Origin of the sequence: Variovorax sp. V118 (genome assembly GCF_041154445.1) — a bacterium.
Lineage (GTDB): Bacteria > Pseudomonadota > Gammaproteobacteria > Burkholderiales > Burkholderiaceae_C > Variovorax > Variovorax boronicumulans.
Genome location: NZ_AP028663.1, coordinates 1422814 through 1442744 on the forward strand (window position 1 = coordinate 1422814; position 19931 = coordinate 1442744).

The following is a 19931-nucleotide window of genomic DNA, read 5'->3' on the forward strand; positions in this document are numbered from 1 at the left end:
AGCTCCTGCAAGGAATTGGCCTGGTCGGATTGAGCCGGTCGCACCGGCCCGGCGACTAATTTGATGTAACCGTAACTCTTGAGAACATCAATATGTCTTCATCACCCGCCGGCAAGCCTGTGATCGCCGGGACCGCCGCTTCTCAACCTCGACCGCCATACCAGCGCAGCCCTTACCGTGAAAGGACTGTGGCCGTGCGTGTGCCCGAGTCGATGCTTCCTCAAGTTCGCAAGATGCTGAGCCGGCGCCGACACCAGACGGCGCGCCACGTCAACGTTGAAGTCAAGGCCAAGCCGAAGCTAAGTCCAAAGCGCAAGCTCATGGGTAACGTCACGGCTCAGCGCAAGGATCGGCGGTGACTGCGGCGCACGCGCACCCCACGGCTCTCCACCGCGCTCGAAATGTCCGGGCAGCATCCGCAAGTGGAGGGCCTGGTCATGGACAGCGCACGTGACCGCCGGACCAGCCACATCATCGATGCGGAGCAACTGTGGGACATGGAGGTCATTGAGAGAGGTAGCTTTGTGTGCCCCGGCTGTGCGGTCGATGTGTTCCCGGCGTCGTACCTCAAGGACATCAGCAAGCGGCGGCCGTACTTCAAGATCGGCAAGGGCAGTACTCATGCTCACGGCTGCGGTATCGCAGGCTTCTTGAGCGCAAAAACATCGACCGCTCGTAAGCGCGGCATGACGCGAGCTTCCGGCGGGCTGCCGATTCCCTTCCCCTCGCGACTGGTCGTGGACTCAGTGCTCGGGACTGTTCTCGCGACCGCGCCGCAGCGTGCCAAGCAGTCGATGGCTGTAAAGCTCAGACCTTCGCCGCCGGCCCTTCAACACGGCGCCCCCGTCTATCACGGCCACACGGTCACGACACTGCGACCGATCTGCCGAATCTTCATGGAGTTCCCGAATGACCGAATGCAGCTGGCGATCCGAATCCCCGGAGTGGCAGGTCGTACGTATGGCACGGCATTCAGACAACTTGGCTTCGCTGGTGTTCGTGCTCAACCTGTGCCAACTGGCTTGTTCTATGCTCCTCTGAGTTGGGGCTTCGCTACCAAGGGCACTGGCTACGAAGAATGGACGCTCAACGCCGGTGCGTGGCCGAAGGGAGCCAAGCGGCCGACCATGCAGTACCGCGTGCGCATCAACTGGTCGGGCTGGACCAGCTTGCAACGGGCGACGTTGCAGCACGAGCTTCTACGTGCGCGCAAGGAGGTCGTTGGAAAGAAAGGCCTTCGCGAGAAGGCTTGGCTGTTCTTCGTCGGCAGCCAAGACGCTCATGACCCTGGTCTCTTCGTCGTCGACCGGTACCCGCTGATCAGTTGCCGCGTCGGAGAGATGCGGTGGCCTAAGAAATCGAGGACGAGCTAGCAGAGCGGAAGGCCGGGTGTTCGCCTTCACCCATTGCCGACTGGAGGCTGCGAACGGCAGTTCGTGGCACCAACAGAGAGCCGAGCGCAATGCGTTGAGGCCACCTATTCGGAGGCCGAAGACCGCGCAAGCCAGAATCTGGCACTGAAATTGTTCAGACCTCGAGTATAGGAATCAGCTTTCGCCTGGAACGTTTGCGGGATCGCCGCTCCGTCACCGCCCTCGCGGAAATATTCTCTGACTGAATGGAGACCCAATTTCATAAGGTGGTTCCATTCGTCATATAGCTTCTCCTGTCGATCCCGCTCCTGTTTGGCGGCGCTCGGCTTCCGGCTTGGTTGGGGCAAGGTGTAGTCAGGCCGAGAGTCGACATCGTGGACAAAAGTTATGCTGCCGTATGCCCACTTGTCCTCCACTGATCGGCGCCAGTTGTAGTTCACCCGAACTGTCACCCGTTCGCTGAAGCGGGAGGGCGGCATGATCAGGTCGTCGACGTAGAAGTACTGCCCCTCTTTCTCTTCCGTTTCTACGCGATCCTTCATCTGCTGGATGGCATCCAGCAGATCACTGCCGGCGCGACGAGCGCGATATCCCGTCTCCGCACGCTTTTTTTCCGCCTTCGCCTTGCCATGCTCTGCCAGCGCAGTCTCGTATTGCCGAAGCCGGGAAACGACGTATAGCCCGCAGTTCTCGAGGCGGAGATCCCGCAAGGCATACGGCCGCTCTTCACGCAGACTCTGCTCGATGAGTTTTCTCAGCGCCTCGGTGTCGACCGCTCTCAAGGCTTCCTGCTCGGCGCGCGGAATGTTGATCTCACCCATACGTTTCCCTCCTCGGTTACTAGAGCAACTGCGGCCCCATTCCTTGCTGGCAATAACTACGGTCTTCCCTACTCGTCGAATGTTGATGGGTACTCGATCCGATCACCGAAGCGTTCCTTGAGCCGACGCAAGCTATCGGATTGCAATGCCAGAAGTTCACTGAACCACGGACCGATATCGCGAGCGCCAGCGCCGCTCAAGGCGTCGACAATCCTCAGCGTCGACTCGTTGCCGTGCGGAATCAAGAGCAGCGTTGCATCCCGGCATATGCAGTCGGGCACGCTCAACTCGAAGCAAGAGCCGGTCAGCTTGGCAACCTGTGTCGGTGCGGCGAGTGCTTTGGGGACAGCCAGCAATACGAATGTCGATAGCAGCCATCTCACCGCTTTTGGATTGAGTGCAATGGCCTTATGGAGCGCCCGCAGCGGAACGTGGAAGTTCAACTGCTTCGCGATGTACGCTGCCCCTGCGAAGTGATGCGATCCCCCAGCGTTATAGAGAAAGAGCTTGCCGTCCCAGAGACGCGAACCTACGCTGTCGGAGGTCCCGGGGTTGCCGATGCGTACCTCGCCGTGAGCGAGCATGGTTGCGAGTCCATTTGCGTCGACCGGCGTTCGCTTATAGGTCGTGAAATCGGCGCCGAAGTCTTGGACAGTGGCGAAGTATCTGTCTGAAGATTTGCTTTCCGAAATGCCGTCGATCTCGGTGATATCGAAGACAAAGTTCTCTGTGGTTGCCGAGATAGTGAGCGGGCCATATGGCGATCGCACCGTCATGCGGCGAAACCGACCGTCGATCAAGGTCCAGCCGTCAAAATTCAGCGCAGAGCATCCGTGGTCGCCGAAGGTATCAACACGGCTGACAGCATTGCCGAAGATGCCTTGGGCCTCGGAAGTACCCCACCGCAACGTAGTGGCTGGACGGTTCAAGAGTGCGCGCAACGAGTTCCAAGCATCTATTCGCATTCGAGCCTGGATCGAAGGGTGCTTGAAGCGGCGACGCCACCACGGCCATTGCTCGGATTCGCTCACCCATTCGGGTGGGGGCGGGTCGCTTTCGTTTTCCGCTGAGAAACGGGGAACCGACGTAATTGCTTGCATGGGCTCTCCTGATGATGCGGCTATTCTGAGCAGTAGTTCAAGCTCCCTCTACAGGGAGGCCCGGCCACCACGACGTCAAGGTGACGGCCGGAGCTTTCGAATTCGCGCTGGATATGCGAACAAGAGATCGAGCATCAGCCGAACGACTTCGTAGGCCTCCTGCGCATCTTGTTCTGTAGGTTCTGTCTCGACGTCATGAGCGGCTTCGTTGCCGAGATGGCGTATCGCATGCGCCCATTGCGAAATCTCTTTGGTCGCCTCGATGTCGGCCAGTGCTGCATCAATCAGCTCGTAAAGCTTCTTTCCGTTGGCGGCAGTTCCCAATTTTTCCTTGCATGCGATCTCGAGCGTGCGACGACAGCCGAACATGGCTGATACGGGCTCATGCAGCACCTTGACCAACCGGTTCAATTGAGTGCTGACGCTCGGGGGGAGCGCGCCCTCGTCGGGGGTTTGAACTGCTGCGGACGGAAACTCACGGACCACATCGTAGAAGTCGTTGATCGCAACCCCCGGTTCATTGCCAACAACTGCCCAATGGTTCTTGATGCTCTCTGGCGCATTCTGAAAAATCGTGGACAAGGGGCGCAACCTATTCAAGAACGCCGATTGAAGGTGGGAGTTACCGTTCATGCCATGTCCTCGATGAAATGCGTGCGGCTCCAACGTCAGCATGCTCGGTTGCCGGCAATTTCCGCATGCGACGAACGCGCGGATGCGCGGGCCTTCCGACCAGCGCATTTGCCCGTGTTGCGCGGGGACCTTGACGGATTCGGGGGCGGCGTGCAATACAGAGAACGATGCGATCGCGTTGCAGTTGACGCAGGTCCGGTTTTGTATCTGATGCAGAAGCACGATGCGGTTCTCCGTTGGCTCGTTGGCATGATGATATGGGCAGGCACGATGGAGCGACTACGAACAATGCCTCACTGCTTGAGATATTCGTAGACACTGGCCCGCGAGATGCCAAGCGCTGTTGCGATATCAACCTTCGCCACCCCGCTCGCCGCCATCTCCTTGAGCGTCACGATGGCCTCCGCATTGAGCGACGGCTTGCGCCCCTTGTAGACGCCCTTGGTTTTGGCGATGGCAATGCCTTCGCGCTGGCGCTCCTTGATCAGCGCGCGCTCGAACTCGCCGACAGCTCCGAGCAGCTGGAGCAGCAATCGCGCGTAGCTGGTCGCGTGATCGCCAGCGCCGTCCCTCGGTTTCTCAAACGTCAGGTTTTCTTTCACAAACATCACGCTCACGCCCTTCGCCACAAGCGACTCCACGACTCGCTGCAAGTCCACAAGGCTGCGCGAGAGTCGGTCCATGCTGTGGACGTACAGATGATCGCCATCGCGCACGTGGCTGAGCATGGCTTGAAGCTGTGGACGGTTCGTGTCTTTGCCGCTGGCCTTGTCAGTGAAGATTTTTTCAAGCTCCAAGCCTTCGAGCTGGCGCGCGTCGTTCTGGTCGGCGCTGGAGACGCGGACGTAGCCGATCCTTTGGCCGTTAGCGGATTTTTTCGATGATGTCATGGGCTTTCGCTCCGAGAGTCAATGTCCGGATTGACTCTATAAGGTATTTTGGAAAATGTCGATAAATTCCAAAAATGAGCCTATCTAGACACGAAACGACGCCATCGAAGATGTCTGACTAGCGTGTACTTCAGATGGACGAAACGGGCATCAGCGCCAGAAAATCAGCGGTGACCGGATTCGAGCCACCAACACCGTCGCCAAGCCACTAGATCGGCCGCCAAGCCACATTTCGCGTGTGGCGGTGGCGCAGTGGCTGGAAAGCACTCAAGCGCCACGGCGGACGCCTATGCGCTGAGCGAGAAAAATCTTCCCTGCGACCACGGGTGCGACGCCGGCGAGCCTTACGCAGATGATGGTTTTTTCGCCGCGTTCGCCTGGGCGTTGGCTATCGCGTCGCTGGAACCACGGCTCACCGGCATCCACCGTGCGCGCCCGGAGAACTGCGTAGGTAAACGGCGTATTGCGGATGACGGACCGGACATGAATCCACTACGCGGATATCCAGGAGGCATTGAACGGTGATGGACTCCCTATCGGGTCGCTCCCCGGCTTGTCGATCGCTCGAATCGGCGCTGTTCTGCAGCAAGGCCAGGCCTGAGTCGACATGAATACCTAAGAATTAATTGAAAAATCAATTCAAGAATTCTCGACATTTGCCAAGCCTCAATTCGTGACCTTGTGCGCAGGGCTGGCATGTAGCGCCACGCTCAATAGGCTGTCCGCCCCTGACAATTCGATCGCGACGCGTTTTGATACAACGTTGACGCGAGCACTAAATAAGAAATCTCAGGGAGTTCTGGACATGAATCGTCATCTGTATCGCATCGTCTTCAATGCCGCCCGAGGCATGCGCATGGTGGTTCAGGAGACGGCGTCCAGCACGGGCAAAGGGCGCTCCAAAGCGACCTTGGTTGCAGGCGCCGCGTTGGTCGGGTCTGCCGCGTTTGCTCCGATGCTTGTGGGCGCTGCACTGGCCGGCATGTTCGCCGCGAATCCGGTTCATGCGCAGATAGTTGGCGCACCCAACGTTCCGGGCAATCAGCGGCCCACAGTTCTTGTTGCCCCCAATGGCGTGCCGTTGATCAACATCCAGACGCCGTCGACCGCAGGCGTCTCGCGCAACATCTACAACCAGTTCAACGTCGGCCCCAACGGGGCGATCCTGAACAACAGCCGCACCAACGTGCAGACGCAACTGGGCGGTTTCGTCCAGGGCAACCCGTTCCTCGCGACCGGGCCCGCGCGGATCATCCTGAACGAGGTCAACGGCGGCAACCCGAGCCAGTTGCGCGGCTACATTGAAGTCGGCGGGGCGAGGGCCGAAGTGATCATTGCCAACCCGGCCGGCATCAGCGTCGACGGCGGCGGCTTCATCAACGCGAGCCGCGCCACGCTCACCACCGGGACGCCCCAGTTCAATGCGATGGGCGGGCTCGACAGTTTCCTTGTGCGCGGCGGCACGGTCACCATCGACGGCGCGGGCCTTGACGCCAGCAAGACCGACTACGCTGCCATCCTGGCCCGCGCCGTGCAAGCCAACGCGGGCATCTGGGCCAGCGAGTTGAAAGTGGTGACCGGGGCCAACCAGGTCTCGGCCGATCACAGCCAGGTTGCGCCGACCGCCGGCACCGGCGCCGCGCCCACCTTTGCGCTCGATGTGGCGGCGCTGGGCGGCATGTACGCCGGCAAGATCACATTGATCGGCACCGAAGCGGGCCTGGGCGTGCGCAATGCAGGAACCATCCAGGCCGCGCCGGGGACGCCTGTACTGGGCGGTGCCGGCCAGCTCGTCGTGACGAGCGCCGGCCGTCTCGAGAACATCGGAACCCTTCAGGCCATGGCCGATGCGAACTTGGCTGTGTCGAGCGTGGCCAACAGCGGCCGCATCAGCAGCGGCGGCAATCTGAAGATTGCCGCGCAGGACACGCTGGCCAATTCGATCGACGGCAAGGGCGGCACGTTGGAGGGGGCGCGCGTCGAGTTGAGCAGTGCCGCAGGCAACATCGACAACCGCAATGGCGGCACGATCCGCCAGACCAGCAGTGCTGCGCTGGAGATTTCTGCGCCGGCACTGAGCAACACCAGCGGTGGCGTGATCGGGCTGGAGCCTGTTGCGCAGACGCCATCGCAGCCCGGTGGTGGTACGGGCACTGGTTCTGAAGGCAGCACGGGCGGCGGCACCGCCGGAACACCAACCGACGGCGGCGGCTCTGGGGCCGGCACGAGCACCGGCGGAGCGATCACGCCGGCGCCCTATGTGCCACCGTCGCCCGGTGTCATCCAGGCGGCTGGAGCCATCCTGAACGATGGCGGAAAAATCTACGCAGGCGGTCCGATCACGCTGCAGAGCGCGAACATCAACAACAACGGCGGGACCCTGAGCCTCGCCAGCATGAGCGTCAACCAGCCGACCTTCGACAACCACGGCGGCACGCTCAACGTCAGCAACGGCTTCAGCGCCAACGTCGGGCAGTTCGACAACACCGGCGGCAGGCTCAATGCGGGGTCACTGAACATCGTCACGAGCGGCGACCTGATCAACGTCGATGGATCGCTCGCCAGCGGCAGCGATGCCAGCCTCACGGTTGGCGGTAAGGCGGACAACACGCGCGGCACGATCTCGGCCACTGGCAGCCTGATGGCGCAGGTGGTAGGGGCCATGAACAACAACGCCGGCACGCTGATTGCCAATCAAGCGGTGGTGCTGGGCGCTGGCAGCCTCGACAACACGAAGGGCAGCATCCAGTCGGCGCAGGCCGGCGTGCAGGTCAACGTGGTCAATGTGCTGATCAATGGCAGCGGTGGCTCGCTCGGCGCGGCGACCGATCTGAATGTCAAGGCGGGTTCGGTCGCCAACAGCGGCAGCTTGCGGGGCGAGAACGATGTCAGTGTCGTGGCTGATGACCAACTGGCAAACGACGGCAGCATCACTGCAGGCCGCCACACGACGGTCGCGGCAGGCAGTGTGCAAGGTGGAACGACAGGTGTCCTCGGAGCAGGCGTCCAGAGCGACGGCAAGCTCGGCGGTGTGGGCGACTTGCGTGTCACGACGTCCGGGGCGCTGGTTGCGAACGGCACCAACCTTGCAGCGGGCGATGCCGTGCTGCAAGGCGCAAGCGTCGATGTGTCGGGTAGTCAGACCAGCGCGGCCAACATCGCCATCACTGCGACGCAGGGCAATGTGACCACGAGCAAGGCCACCGTCGTCACACCGGGCACCCTGAGCGTGACGGCCAATGAGCAGCCTGGCCAGACCCTGGTCAACGAAGGCGGCAAGCTCAACGCAAACCAGTTGGACCTGAAGGTCTCGAACATCGCGAACACCCAGGGCGGTGAGATCGTGCAGACTGGCACTGGCGCCACCCACATCGTGACCTCCGGAGCTATCGACAACAGCGGCGGCACGCTGGCAAGCAACGGCAGTTTTGCCTTCACCGCTGCCAGTCTGAACAACAAGGGTGGCACCTTGCGCGCAGCCCAGACATCGGACCTGACGGTCACGGTGGCAGGCCTGGCGGACAACCGCCAGGGCGAGATGAGCGCGGGTGGCACGACGACCCTGAATGCCGGCAGCCTCGACAACGATGGCGGCCGGATCACCGCGGCAGGCGATGTATCGAGCACCACGAGCGGCGCCACCAGCAATCAGAGTGGCACGATTGCTGCGAACGGCGATACCACCCTGAACGCTGGAAGCCTGAACAACAACGGTGGCGCCGTCTCCGGACTCCAGCAGTTGACGGTCAACGTCCAAGGGATGGCCGACAACACTGGAGGTACGCTGGTTGCAAAACAGGCGGTCTTGCTCAATGCCGCCGCTTTGAACAATGACAAGGGCTCGATTCAATCCACTGAAGCTGCGACCTCACTGAATGTGAGCGGGGCCCTGACGAATGCTCAAGGCAACATCGGCGCTGCTACTGATCTGGACATCCACGCTGGCAGCCTGACAAATGGTGCGGGTGGCAGTTTGCGCGGCACCCACGACACCACGATCGCCGTGAGCGGCCAGTTGGCAAGCGACGGCAGCATCACGGCGGGGCAGGACACCACGATCACGGCAGGAAGCTTGCGAAGTGGCAGCACCGGCGTGCTCGGTGCCGGCATTCAGAACGACGGCAAGCTCGGCGATGTGGGCGAGTTGAGGGTCACGACCTCGGGCGCATTGGTTGCGAACGGCACCAGCTTGGCGGCCGGTGACGCCGTGCTGCAGGGCGCGAGTGTTGACGTGTCGGCTAGCCAAACCAGTGCGACCAATATCGCGATCACGGCCACGCAGGGTAACGTGACCACCAGCAAGGCTACCGTCGTCACACCCGGAACGCTCGCCATCGCCGCCAACAGCAATGCCGCGCAGGCCTTGGTCAACGAGGCCGGCAAGATCAACGCGAACCAACTGGACCTGAAGCTCTCGAATCTCACGAACACGCAAGGCGGTGAGATCGTGCAGGTCGGCAAAGGCGCGACCACGATCGCGATGAGCGGAACGCTGAACAACGACGGCGGACGCATTGCCAGCAACGGGCAAGACCTGACGCTGCAAGCCGCGAAGATCGGAAACGCCGAAGGAAAGATCGAACATGCAGGCCCTGGCAGGCTGACCATCGCCGGTGGTCGGTTCGACGGCGCCAACGGGCAGATCACCACGAACGGCGCACTGGTGGTCGCTCTTTCGAGCGCGTTCAATCAGGATGGCGGCGTCACCAGCGCGAAGCAGATCACCATCGATGCGGGCTCCTTGAGCAACAGAGGTGGCCAGATCGTCCAGACCGGCACTGAAGCCACCCGCATCACGGTGAAGGGGGCGGTTGACAACAGCAATGGCGGAGTCCTCGCCAGCAATGGCAACACCACCATTTCCGCGGGCAGGCTCACGAACCAAGGCGGAACGATCCGCGCGGCCGAAGATTCGAGCCTCAGCTTGACGGTCATCGGCTTACTCGACAACAGCAACAAAGGCGTGATCGGCGCGGGCAGTGATATGACGATCACTGCTGGCGGCCTGAGCAATGACGACGGCAGAGCGACAGCCGTCAGCGATCTTCATGTTGCCGTCGGCGGCGCCGCCACCAACATCGGCGGCACGCTGGCCGCGAATGGAAACACCACGGTCGCAGCTGGCACCTTGGACAACACCCGTGGCACCGTGGTGGCGGTCGAAGGCGATCTGGGCGTAACCACCACGGGCTCAACCATCAACGACAAAGGCACGATGCAAGCGGGTGCAAATGCAACGCTGGCGAATGCTGGGCTGAGCAACGTCGGGGGCAAGGTCTTTGGCGCAAGTCTGACCATCGATACGCAAAAGGGCACGTTGAACAACGCGCTCGGAACATTGGCCGCAACCACCACGGTCACCATCGGTTCGGGCGCACTCACGAACGATGCCGGCTTGATCCAGTCCGGCGGTGCGATGGTCATCGACACGAACGGCCAGACGCTGCGCAACACCAACGCCGCCGGCTACGACAACAAGCAGGGTGGCATCACGAGTTCGGATACGCTCGACATCAAGAGCGGCGGCCTCGACAACGCTGCCGGCTTCATCGGCGCGAAGAATGCGCTGACCGCCAAGACAGATGGCTTCTCCAATGCCGGCGGCGGCATGGTGTTGGGGCAATCGAGCGTTGCGATTAGCACAGGTCTCTCGGGGTATGACAACAACGGTGGCAAAACGCTCGCAATGGGCGACCTCGAGATCGGCACCGTCGGCCTCGGAAATACCCAGGGCTTGATTCGCTCCGGGGCGACGACCACGATTCGCGCCGTCAACATCGGAAACGACGGCACACAGGGAACGGACCAGGGGATCGAAGGCAAGAACGTCGTCATTGACGCCGGCAACCTGAGCAATACGAACGGAGCCATTCGTGCCGACGTCGATGCCACCATCACCAGCGGCGGCACGGTCGATAACACCGGCGGTCTGATCTCCGCGGGCAACGCGCTGAGCATCCTCGACCCGAATCGCGCGAACCCCGGGGCCAAGAGCCTGAACCTCGTCAACACCAACGGCACGCTGGTGGCTGACAAGAGCTTGAAGATCGATGCGGCGATCTTCAGTGGGGATGGCAAGGCGGTGTCGGGCCAGGACCTGAGCATTGCGCTGCGCCAGGACATCGTCAACAACGGCGAGGTGGCCGCCAACGGCAACCTCAGCTACACCACGACCGGCAACTTCACCAACAACGGCAAGCTGCTGGCGGGCCAAACCCTGACGGTGGGCGGCAACAACGTCGAGAACACCGCCAACGCGGAGATGTCGGGGACCGACACCATCGTCAATGCGGCCGGGACACTGAACAATCGTGGCCTGATCGACAGCAAGGGGGCGACGCAGATCAATGCGGGCACGCTCAACAACATCGGTACCGGGCGAGTCTACGGCGACGCCGTTTCCATTGCGGTGGGCACGCTCAATAACGATGCAGAGACGGCGAATGGTGTGACCAAGGCCGCGACCATCGCGGCGCGGGCCGACTTGGACATCGGCGCCAGCACGATCAGCAACCGAGAGCACGCGCTGATCTTCAGCGCCGGTGATATGCACATCGGTGGCTCGCTGGACGCGAATCGCTATGCCACGGGACAGGGGGCGGAACTCAACAACCTGAGTGCGGACATCGAGTCACTGGGCAACATGTCCATCTCGATGGGGCAGGTCAACAACCGGGACGTTCACATCCAGAAGGGCGCACCGACGGTGACCCCGAGCGTGGTGATCGGCATCGCGCCACAGATGTACGTTGGAAGCGGCGTGGGAAGAACCACGATGTACCTGATGGATGAAGTCACCGTCGATGCCGCCAATGGTTTTGTCTATCGAAAGGACACCGGTGAGCTGGTGGGCATGGGGGGCTTCTCCATGTGGACCAACTTGCTCACGACTACCGAAGACACCGCGATCAATGCCGACCCTGCTCGCCTCGTTGCCGGCGGCAACATGGATATCAATGGGCACCTTTCCAATGGAAACAGCCAAGTGTTGGCTGGGGGGAAGATCACGGCGACGAGCTACGAGTCTTCCGGGTTGCAGGGCACCCGGACAATCACAGGCCTTGCCTCCGCGATCAACAACAAGGGCGAGGTCCAGGCGACAAATGTGCAACTCACTCTGCCGCCGCAGACGTTCGCACTTGGCAGCTACAAGTACCAGGAGAACATCAATGGAACCGTCGGCCATGACGCAGGCGTCGCGCCTGTCGGCGGTGCGGGGGGCGGCGCAGGAAAAGCCGGCAGTGTGGGCAGCGGACAGGGACAAACCGTAGTCGTGGAGGTGCCTGCCAATGTCGGTGCCGTGGTCAAGACCGACGGCCAGAGCGCAGGCAATCTAGCCGGAACCGCTGGCGGCACCGGCGCCCAGATCGGCGCACCGTTGGGCGAGGGCCCAGCGACCGTGAGCACCAATGGATCGGAAGGTGCGGCTGCTTCATCGGTCCAGGGCGGCGCGACCCAGACCATCCCGATGGTCGTTCGCACCAGCACGCCCAGCGTGCGTGTTCCCAACGCGAGCCTCTTCAATGTTCAGGCGGGGCCGGGCAGCTACCTCATCGAGACCGACCCACGGTTTGCGAACTACCGCAACTGGCTCAGCAGCGACTACCTGCTGAACAACCTTGGGCTCGATCCGAACAACATTCTCAAGCGCCTGGGCGACGGGTTCTATGAGCAAAAGCTCATCCGGGAACAGGTCGCGCAGTTGACGGGCTACCGCTACCTGGATGGCTTCAGCAACGACGACGAACAGTACACGGCGCTGATGAATGCGGGAGTGACCTTCGCCAAGCAGTACGGGCTGCGCCCAGGCATTGCGTTGACTCCAGCCCAGATGGCGCAGCTCACCAGTGACATCGTCTGGCTGGTCGAGCAGACGGTGACGTTGCCCGATGGCACGACACAGCGCGTTCTGGTGCCGCAGGTCTACGTGCGCGTGCGACCGGGCGATATTGACGGCGCAGGTGCACTGTTGAGTGCAGACACCACGATCATTAAGAGTTCAGGCGATGTCGTGAATACGGGCACGATTGCCGGGCGCAGTCTGGTCAAGATCGATGCCGAGAACGTCAGCAATCTGGGAGGTCGGATCGCCGGTGGCAACGTCGGCATCAACGCCCGCAATGATCTGAGCAACATTGGCGGGACAATTTCCGCGCAAGATGCGGCGGTTCTGACTGCTGGGCGCGACATCAACATTCAAACGACCACGCAGAGTGCCAGCAACGGCAATACCGCCATTGATCGCATTGCCGGTGTCTACGTGACCAATCCAGGCGGCGTGTTGATCGCTTCCGCCGGCCGTGATGTCAATCTGATCGGCGCTGTTCTGGCGAGCGCCGGCAGTTCGTCCGTGGGGGCCGCACGCAACATCAATCTCGACACGGTCAAGGAGGGCTACACCATCGTGGCCGTGGGCAAGGGCGGTGCGGGCATCGCTTCCGAAAGCCACGAAGTCGGCAGCGTCATTCAGGGGCAAGACAATGTGCGCCTCTCGGCCGGCAACGACCTGAACATCAGAGCAGGCGCGGTCGCCAGCGTGGACGGGGCCTTGATCGCCACAGCCAGGAACGACATCAATGTCACAGCAGGCCAAGCTACGACCAGCGTCTCGACGGCCACGCAAAAGTCTTCTAAAGGCCTGTTTAAGAAGAGCAGCTCCAGCACTTTCGACAGCACTACCACCACGGACGTGCTCTCCAGCAGCCTCAGCGGCAAGAGCGTGGCGCTGGTGGCCGGCAACGACATCAACCTCCAGGCCGCACAACTTCATTCCGACGCTGGGATGAGCCTGTCAGCGGGCCGCGACCTCAATCTCACAACGGCGACCAGCAGCCGTACTGAACTGCACGCCAGTCAGCAGCGCACCAGCAGCACAGCTTTGTCCAGAGCCTGGGCCGTTGCCTCCGATGCCGGAGGTCCGGTCGGCGGCTACGGCAATCGTAAGAATTCAGGCAACAGCGTCAGCGCGGACATCAGCACGCAGGCCGTCGGTACCACCATCTCGGCCGGCAGCCTACAGACCGTCAGCGGGCGCGACACCACCTTGCAAGCGGCCACGGTCGTCGCGGACAGGGACATCACCATGATGGCCGGGCGCAATCTCACTATCGAGAGCGCCCAGAACACCGAACTCAGCAGCAGCTCCTCGGCCAATGCCAAGAGCGGCTTCATCGGTTCCTGGTCGTCACCTGGATTGGGCCACATCAAGGATTTCGGAGCTCATGCGACCAGCCGTACCACCCAGCAGGCCAGCCAGGTGGCCAGCCTCACGGGCAGCGTGACACTGGTGGCAGGCAACGAATACCGCCAAACCGCCAGCAGTGTGTTGGCTGCGGGGCAAGCTGGCCCGCTGGCCGGTGGCGATGTCAACATCCTCGCGAAGAACGTCGTCATCAACGAGGCCTACAACACCGAGCAGACCGTGGACCTGCAGCGCAGCTCCAGCACCAAGTTGGGCGGCAGCGCCAGCTTCATGGGCGTGAGCACGGACATGATTCAAGGGACCGTCAACACCGTCAAGGCGATGGGGAACACGAACGACGGCCGCGCGAAAGCGTTGGGTGCGATCAACCTCGCCATGAGCGGCAAGCAGGCCTACGACGCCGTCCAGGCGATTGGCAGCGGAGGGCCCTTGAGCTATGGCGTGAGCGTGAGCGTCAGTCGCAACACCAGCCAGGCGGCCAGCTTCAGCAATAGCAGCGAAGCTGTGGGCTCCAGCGTGGTGGGCTCGAACAACGTCAACATCGTGGCCACGGGTGGCGGCAAGGGCTCCAACATTAGCGCCATCGGTTCCACCATCGCTGCAGGCAATACCGCGAATCTGTCCGCGGACAACAATATCTCGCTGGAAGCCAGCCGCAACGCCAGCGTGTCGGCCGGTCGAAACTCCAGCCATGGTGCGAACGTGGGCGTCACCTTCGGCGCAGGGTCGCAGAACGGCTTCAGCATCCAACTCGGCGTGAGCAACGGAAAAGGCCGCGACAACCAGAACGACGTCAGCTACAACGCCACCAAGGTAAGTGGCGGCAAAGCCGTAAACGTGACCAGTGGTGGCGATCTCAACATGCGCGGCGGCATCATCGAAGCCAACCGCGTCATGGCCGATGTCGGCGGCAACCTAAACATTGAGTCCATGCAGGACGTGAGCGTGGGCCAGTCGCGCCAGAGCAGTTCGGGCTTTAATGTGAGTTTGTGCATTCCGCCGATCTGTTACGGCATCAGTTCTGCAGGCGTGAGCGCAGCCGGGGCAAAGGCTGATGGCGTCTTCGTCAGTCCGAAGGAGCAAGCGGGCATCAAGGCCGGCGACGGTGGCTTCGACGTCAAGGTGGCGGGCAACACCAACCTTCGGGGCGCGGTGATCGAGAGCACGCAGGCAGCGATTGACGGTAAGAAGAACAGCTTCAGCACGGGCGGCACACTCACGATGAGTGATTTGCAGAACGTGAGCCAGTCGAGCGGCAGCAGTTACAGCGTCAGCGAAAGCGTTGCGTTTTTTGCTGGCGATTCGCAGGCGCACCAAGATGCTTTGCGTTCGCAGGGGATGACCGATCAGCAAATTGCCGCCATGCAGCGACCTGGCGGCTCTGCGGGTGACGGGAGCTACAGCGGCAACAACCAGACCAGCGTGACCAAGTCCGGCATCAGCGGGATCGCAGGCGACCAGACTGTGAGAACCGGGGACAGCAGCAGCACAGGTGCGCTGGTGAGAGACTGGAACACGCAGACGATCGTCAAGGACGTACAGGCTCAGGCGCAGATATCGCAAGAGTTCAAGCAGAAGGCCGCCAAGGCGGTCGGGGACTATGCCGCTGAGAAACTCAACGATGCGAAAAAGCTACGCGCAGACGCCGCGAACGAGACCGATCCGGACAAGAAAGCAGCATTGATCGCTCGGGCAGACGATCTGGATACGAATTGGAAGGAAGGTGGTACCTATCGTGTCCTGGCCCATGCCGCCGTTGGTGGACTAAGTGGTGGAGTAGGCGGCGCGTTGGGCGCTGGCGTGAGTTCCGCGCTAATGCCACGGATTGGCGACGCCATTGTCGACATGGGGTTGCCCTCACCGGTGGCTCAGGCGGTCGGGGCTGCGACCGCTGCCGCCATCGGAGGAGTTGTTGGGGGCACTTCGGGAGCGACCAGTGCGTTCAGCATAGACATCAACAACCGGCAGTTGCATTCGTACGAGCGCCAACGACTAGCGCAAGAGGCGAAGCGGGCGGCTCGCGAACAAACCCAGGGATTCGAGCAGCTGACGCCTGAACAGCAGGCCAAGGTCGAGAAGTATTGGTACGACCAGTTGACTCAAGCCACACTTGCGCGAGTGGACAACGATGGAATGGGCAAACGCGATGCATTCCTTGCGGCCGCTGCAGGAATGAGTCAGTTGCCGTATCAAGGGTATTTTTCATCTTCCCAAGTCATCGCAGATGCTGCCACCGCGGATCGCATGGTCGGAAATTTGGCGAGCCAGAATCAGCCCATTTTGAACATATATGGTGAGCCTATCAGGGTTGGGGGGAGCGATCTCATTGCATTTAACGCTACTCAAGAGCAGCGAGCCAATAGCTATCTTTTGAACACCCCGACCGCTGAAGTCGAGCGTCAACAGATGGCAAATCAGCGTCAAGCCACACTTAACTATCTCGGTGCAATTAACGGAGGGGCGCCGCGCGACTACACCTTAGAGGAAGTAGTTCTGGGCGGAATGATCGGTGGGCGTGCGATTGATGCGGTGGCGGGGGTGTTAGAGCGCTCTTCTACAGTTCTCACGTCACGATCTCCGGTCCGTACTGGCGCATATGACGGTGCAAGCCTTACCGTTGACGACGCGAGAGCGCTGTTCCGTGAGAACGAGTTGCCCCCGAAACAAGGTACCTTGCGAGGACAACCTGAGGCGCCTCGCGCCAACGCATCGGCAGAAGATATTCGCAGCATCACACGTCAGAATGAAGCTGCGGAAACTCTGTCAGAGCGAGGGCTGGACGTAGAGCGACTCCCGAATAATCAAGGAGCCACAAAGCAAAAGCAACCCGATCTGAAGATCAATGGTGAACTCGCAGATGTCTATTCACCGAGGTCTGGCAATGTCCAAAGTATATGGGATGTAATCAACAAGAAATCCAATCCAGCGGAGGTCAATACATTCCAAGCAAATAATGTAGTCGTGAACTTGGCAGATTCTCCGCTGACTGCATCCGAGGTCGCGCAATATGTGCAGAGAAATCCGATTGGCGGATTGCGCAACCTGATCATAGTCAAGGATGGGCGAGTTACGAATTTGAATGGAGGGTGGTGACTATGGCGCTCGATATGTACCTTGAGATGAATGGCGACCTCAAGGATTGGGAGTCTACAAAGGAGATCCTTTACGAGGCGGGAATGGTATCTCTTCCGGAGCATCGGCCCGATGCAGTTTGGTACACGCTTGGTAACGGCGAAGTATTTTGTGAAGCTCAGTGGAGGCGATCATCGCGCCGAACTAACGAAATCATTGCCGAAGGTGATCACCGTTGTTCGTTCCTCGTCAATGCGGAAATTTCGTTTCGCATCAATAACTCCACGTACGACGAGGCTGTCTCAATCATCAAGACTGTCCTGACGCATTTGACGGAGAGAACGGGCATGCTTTTTGTGCTTTCCTTTCAGTATGAAGATGTGCGTGCAATTAGAGATCGCGAGCGTGGTTTTGAGTGGTTTTGGAATGATCCTAGATGACTTCAACAGCTATAACGACCGCAAGAGTGAGGCACTCCGGGGTTCTTTTTATAGCCATATCTAACGTCATGCTCTGTGCTTGCACCTATAGCGAGATCAATCCGAGCGCCGCGCTCGCAGACATCCGCGCTAATAGCGGCTACAACGAGTTGACCGAAGTTGAGCCCGGAACTGCCAAGCTCATCTTGCGCTCCGCCGGGTCGGGCTATTCCGCGCACTTCTCCGCAAGCGCCTCGCCGCAAGCCTGTCAGGGCTTCGCTTCCCTGGGGAATGTGGCTTACGCCGGTCGCGGCATCGTGTATCCGTGGATCGCCAATGCAGTGCAACGCGGCCGCAGGACTGAGCCCTACCTTGTTCATGAAGCAAGGCCCGGAGAGTTGATCCAGATACGCGGCTACGGCTCGTGGGCGGATGGCACAGGCTCTGGCTATCGCACCGGCCATTGCGGCCCGATCACAGCGCAGTTCTCGCCACAGGACGGACACGCCTACATCGTCGAATACGTATGGGGTAGCAAGCCGGCTTGCAGTTTGAACATCATGGATGCCACCGACCGAGATTCCCCTGTGCCTGTTCCCACGCAGGCTATTGCAGGGTGCCCCGCACCATCTCGCTGAAGCAATCGGTGCGTCTGGACTTTGGCGAAAAATAAGAAAGAGGGAGTCTGATTTGAAACGTAACCTGTTGGCGGCCGCAATGGCAGTCAGTCCGCTGCTGGCGTTGGCCCAGCAGACGCCGACCAGCCCGCAACCCGTCATCGAACAACAACGCCAGCAAGAGCGCGAACGTGCCCTGCGCGAGCAGAACGAACGCACCGTCGACCAGCGCCCGCAAGCCGCGCCTCCAGCACCGACCCAGCGCATTCCCGAATCCGAGTCCCCGTGCTTTCGCATCGACCGCGTATTGCTGGTCGGCGAGCAGTCCGAGTCCTTCCAATGGGCCGTAGCTGACCTGTCTGGCCCCGAGCACAACGATTCCCCCATCGGCCGCTGCCTTGGCACTGCCGGTGTCAACGTCGTCCTCGCACGCACCCAGCAGGCAGTCATCGCGCGCGGTTACGTGACCACCCGGGTGCTGGCTGCGCCGCAGGATCTCTCGACGGGCACCTTGACCTTGTCGCTCGTGCCCGGCCGCATCGCCGCCATTCGATTGACGCCGGACTCGTCGCCCGCGTTGCTCGGAAGTTCGGCGCTACTGACCTCAGCCATCCCCGCACGCCCCGGCGATCTGCTGAACCTGCGTGACATCGAGCAGGGCCTCGAAAACCTCAAGCGCGCCCCGACTGCAGAAGCCGATATCCAGATTGAGCCCTCCACCGCGCCCGATGCGAAGCCCGGCGACAGCGATCTCGTCGTTAAGTACGCGCAGTCCAAGAAGTGGCGCGTCGCGTTGAGCCTGGACGACAGCGGCACCAAGGCCACGGGCCGCAACCAGGCCGGTGTCACGGTGTCGGTGGACAGCCCTCTGGGCCTGAATGACCTGTTCTACGTCAGCGTCAACCACAGCATCAACAGCCATTTCCTGTCCGAGCCCAGCTACGGCACCGAAGGCCAGACGCTGCACTACTCAGTGCCGTACGGCCATTGGCTGTTGGGCCTTACGGCCTCCAACAGCCAGTACCACCAGAGCATCGCCGGCCTGAACCAGGACTACATCTACGCGGGCAAGTCCAACAACGCCGAGGTCAAGCTCTCGCGCCTGCTCTACCGCGACCAGAGCCGCAAGACGACGATGGCGATCAAGGGCTGGCGGCGCGAGTCGCGCAACTTCGTCGATGACACCGAAGTCGACGTGCAGCATCGCGTGGTGGGCGGTTGGGAGTTGAGCCTGAACCACAAGGAGTTCATCGGCGAGGCCACCCTCGAAGGCACGCTGGCCTACAAGCGCGGCACGGGCGGCTTTGGCTCGCGTGCAGCGCCTGAAGAAGAGTTCGGTGAAGGCACTTCGCGACTGAAGCTCTACACGGCCGAGATCAGCCTCAACGCACCGTTCAAGCTCGGCGAACAGAAGCTGCGCTACTCCGGCCTGATCCGCGCGCAATGGAACCGCACGCCGTTGACGCCGCAAGATCGCTTCGCCATCGGCGGGCGCTACACCGTGCGTGGCTTCGACGGCGAAACCAGCCTGATGGGCGAGCGCGGCGTGTTGATCCGCAACGACGTCGGCTGGGCCATGGGGCAGAGTGGGGCGGAGTTGTACGCAGGCCTGGACTACGGCCATGTCGGTGGTCGCTCCACGGCCGATCTGTTGGGCCGTCATCTGGCGGGTGCCGTGATCGGCGTGCGGGGTCAATGGAACAAGTTGAGCTACGACTTCTTCATCGGCGCGCCCATCGCCAAACCCGAGGGTTACCGCACGGCCAAGACCACGCTGGGCTTCAATCTCAACGCTAGTTTTTGA

At 61.2% G+C, this 19931-nt stretch carries 9 protein-coding genes; 5 read left to right on the forward strand and 4 right to left on the reverse strand.

Features of this window, described 5'->3' with window-relative positions; genetic code table 11:
• The first annotated feature begins 437 nt into the window (after nt 1-437).
• A complete protein-coding gene (locus tag ACAM52_RS06535) occupies nt 438-1373 on the forward strand; it encodes a hypothetical protein (protein ID WP_369629420.1) in 936 nt (311 codons plus the stop codon).
• Between the two features lie 104 nt (nt 1374-1477).
• Here ACAM52_RS06535 and ACAM52_RS06540 read toward each other — a convergent pair whose 3' ends face one another.
• From ACAM52_RS06540 to ACAM52_RS06555, 4 genes are all read right to left on the reverse strand, one after another.
• Entirely contained in the window at nt 1478-2194 is a 717-nt protein-coding gene (locus tag ACAM52_RS06540) for a hypothetical protein (RefSeq protein ID WP_369629419.1), read from the reverse strand.
• Nucleotides 2195-2262: 68 nt separating this feature from the next.
• Nucleotides 2263-3294 carry a DUF6685 family protein gene (locus ACAM52_RS06545; protein ID WP_369629418.1) on the reverse strand — a complete coding sequence of 344 codons (1032 nt, stop codon included), beginning with the start codon at nt 3292-3294 and terminating at the stop codon, nt 2263-2265.
• 75 nt (nt 3295-3369) lie between these two features.
• On the reverse strand, nt 3370-4149 hold the full coding sequence (locus ACAM52_RS06550; RefSeq protein WP_369629417.1) for a DUF4145 domain-containing protein: 780 nt from the start codon (nt 4147-4149) through the stop codon (nt 3370-3372).
• Between the two features lie 71 nt (nt 4150-4220).
• Nucleotides 4221-4817, reverse strand: a complete 597-nt coding sequence (locus tag ACAM52_RS06555; protein ID WP_369629416.1) for a recombinase family protein — start codon at nt 4815-4817, stop codon at nt 4221-4223.
• An 805-nt stretch (nt 4818-5622) separates the two neighbouring features.
• On the opposite strand from ACAM52_RS06555, the gene ACAM52_RS06560 reads away from it, so the two are divergent.
• From ACAM52_RS06560 to ACAM52_RS06575, 4 genes are all read left to right on the forward strand, one after another.
• Nucleotides 5623-17112: a hemagglutinin repeat-containing protein gene (locus ACAM52_RS06560; protein WP_369629415.1), complete on the forward strand. Its 11490-nt coding sequence runs from the start codon at nt 5623-5625 to the stop codon at nt 17110-17112.
• Between the two features lie 2 nt (nt 17113-17114).
• Entirely contained in the window at nt 17115-17531 is a 417-nt protein-coding gene (locus tag ACAM52_RS06565) for a hypothetical protein (RefSeq protein WP_369629414.1), read from the forward strand.
• On the forward strand, nt 17528-18148 hold the full coding sequence (locus ACAM52_RS06570) for a hypothetical protein (protein ID WP_369629413.1): 621 nt from the start codon (nt 17528-17530) through the stop codon (nt 18146-18148). The genes ACAM52_RS06565 and ACAM52_RS06570 overlap by 4 nt, the downstream gene beginning before the upstream one ends.
• A 79-nt stretch (nt 18149-18227) precedes the next feature.
• Complete coding sequence (locus ACAM52_RS06575) at nt 18228-19931, forward strand: ShlB/FhaC/HecB family hemolysin secretion/activation protein (protein WP_369632796.1); 1704 nt, start codon at nt 18228-18230, stop codon at nt 19929-19931.

Bases quoted from the DNA above. Each gene is read 5' to 3' on its own strand.
- ACAM52_RS06535 (WP_369629420.1), top strand. From the start codon at position 438: ATGGACAGCGCACGTGACCGCCGGACCAGCCACATCATCGATGCGGAG.
- ACAM52_RS06540 (WP_369629419.1), bottom strand. From the start codon at position 2,194: ATGGGTGAGATCAACATTCCGCGCGCCGAGCAGGAAGCCTTGAGAGCG.
- ACAM52_RS06545 (WP_369629418.1), bottom strand. From the start codon at position 3,294: ATGCAAGCAATTACGTCGGTTCCCCGTTTCTCAGCGGAAAACGAAAGC.
- ACAM52_RS06555 (WP_369629416.1), bottom strand. From the start codon at position 4,817: ATGACATCATCGAAAAAATCCGCTAACGGCCAAAGGATCGGCTACGTC.
- ACAM52_RS06560 (WP_369629415.1), top strand. From the start codon at position 5,623: ATGAATCGTCATCTGTATCGCATCGTCTTCAATGCCGCCCGAGGCATG.
- ACAM52_RS06565 (WP_369629414.1), top strand. From the start codon at position 17,115: ATGGCGCTCGATATGTACCTTGAGATGAATGGCGACCTCAAGGATTGG.
- ACAM52_RS06570 (WP_369629413.1), top strand. From the start codon at position 17,528: ATGACTTCAACAGCTATAACGACCGCAAGAGTGAGGCACTCCGGGGTT.
- ACAM52_RS06575 (WP_369632796.1), top strand. From the start codon at position 18,228: ATGGCAGTCAGTCCGCTGCTGGCGTTGGCCCAGCAGACGCCGACCAGC.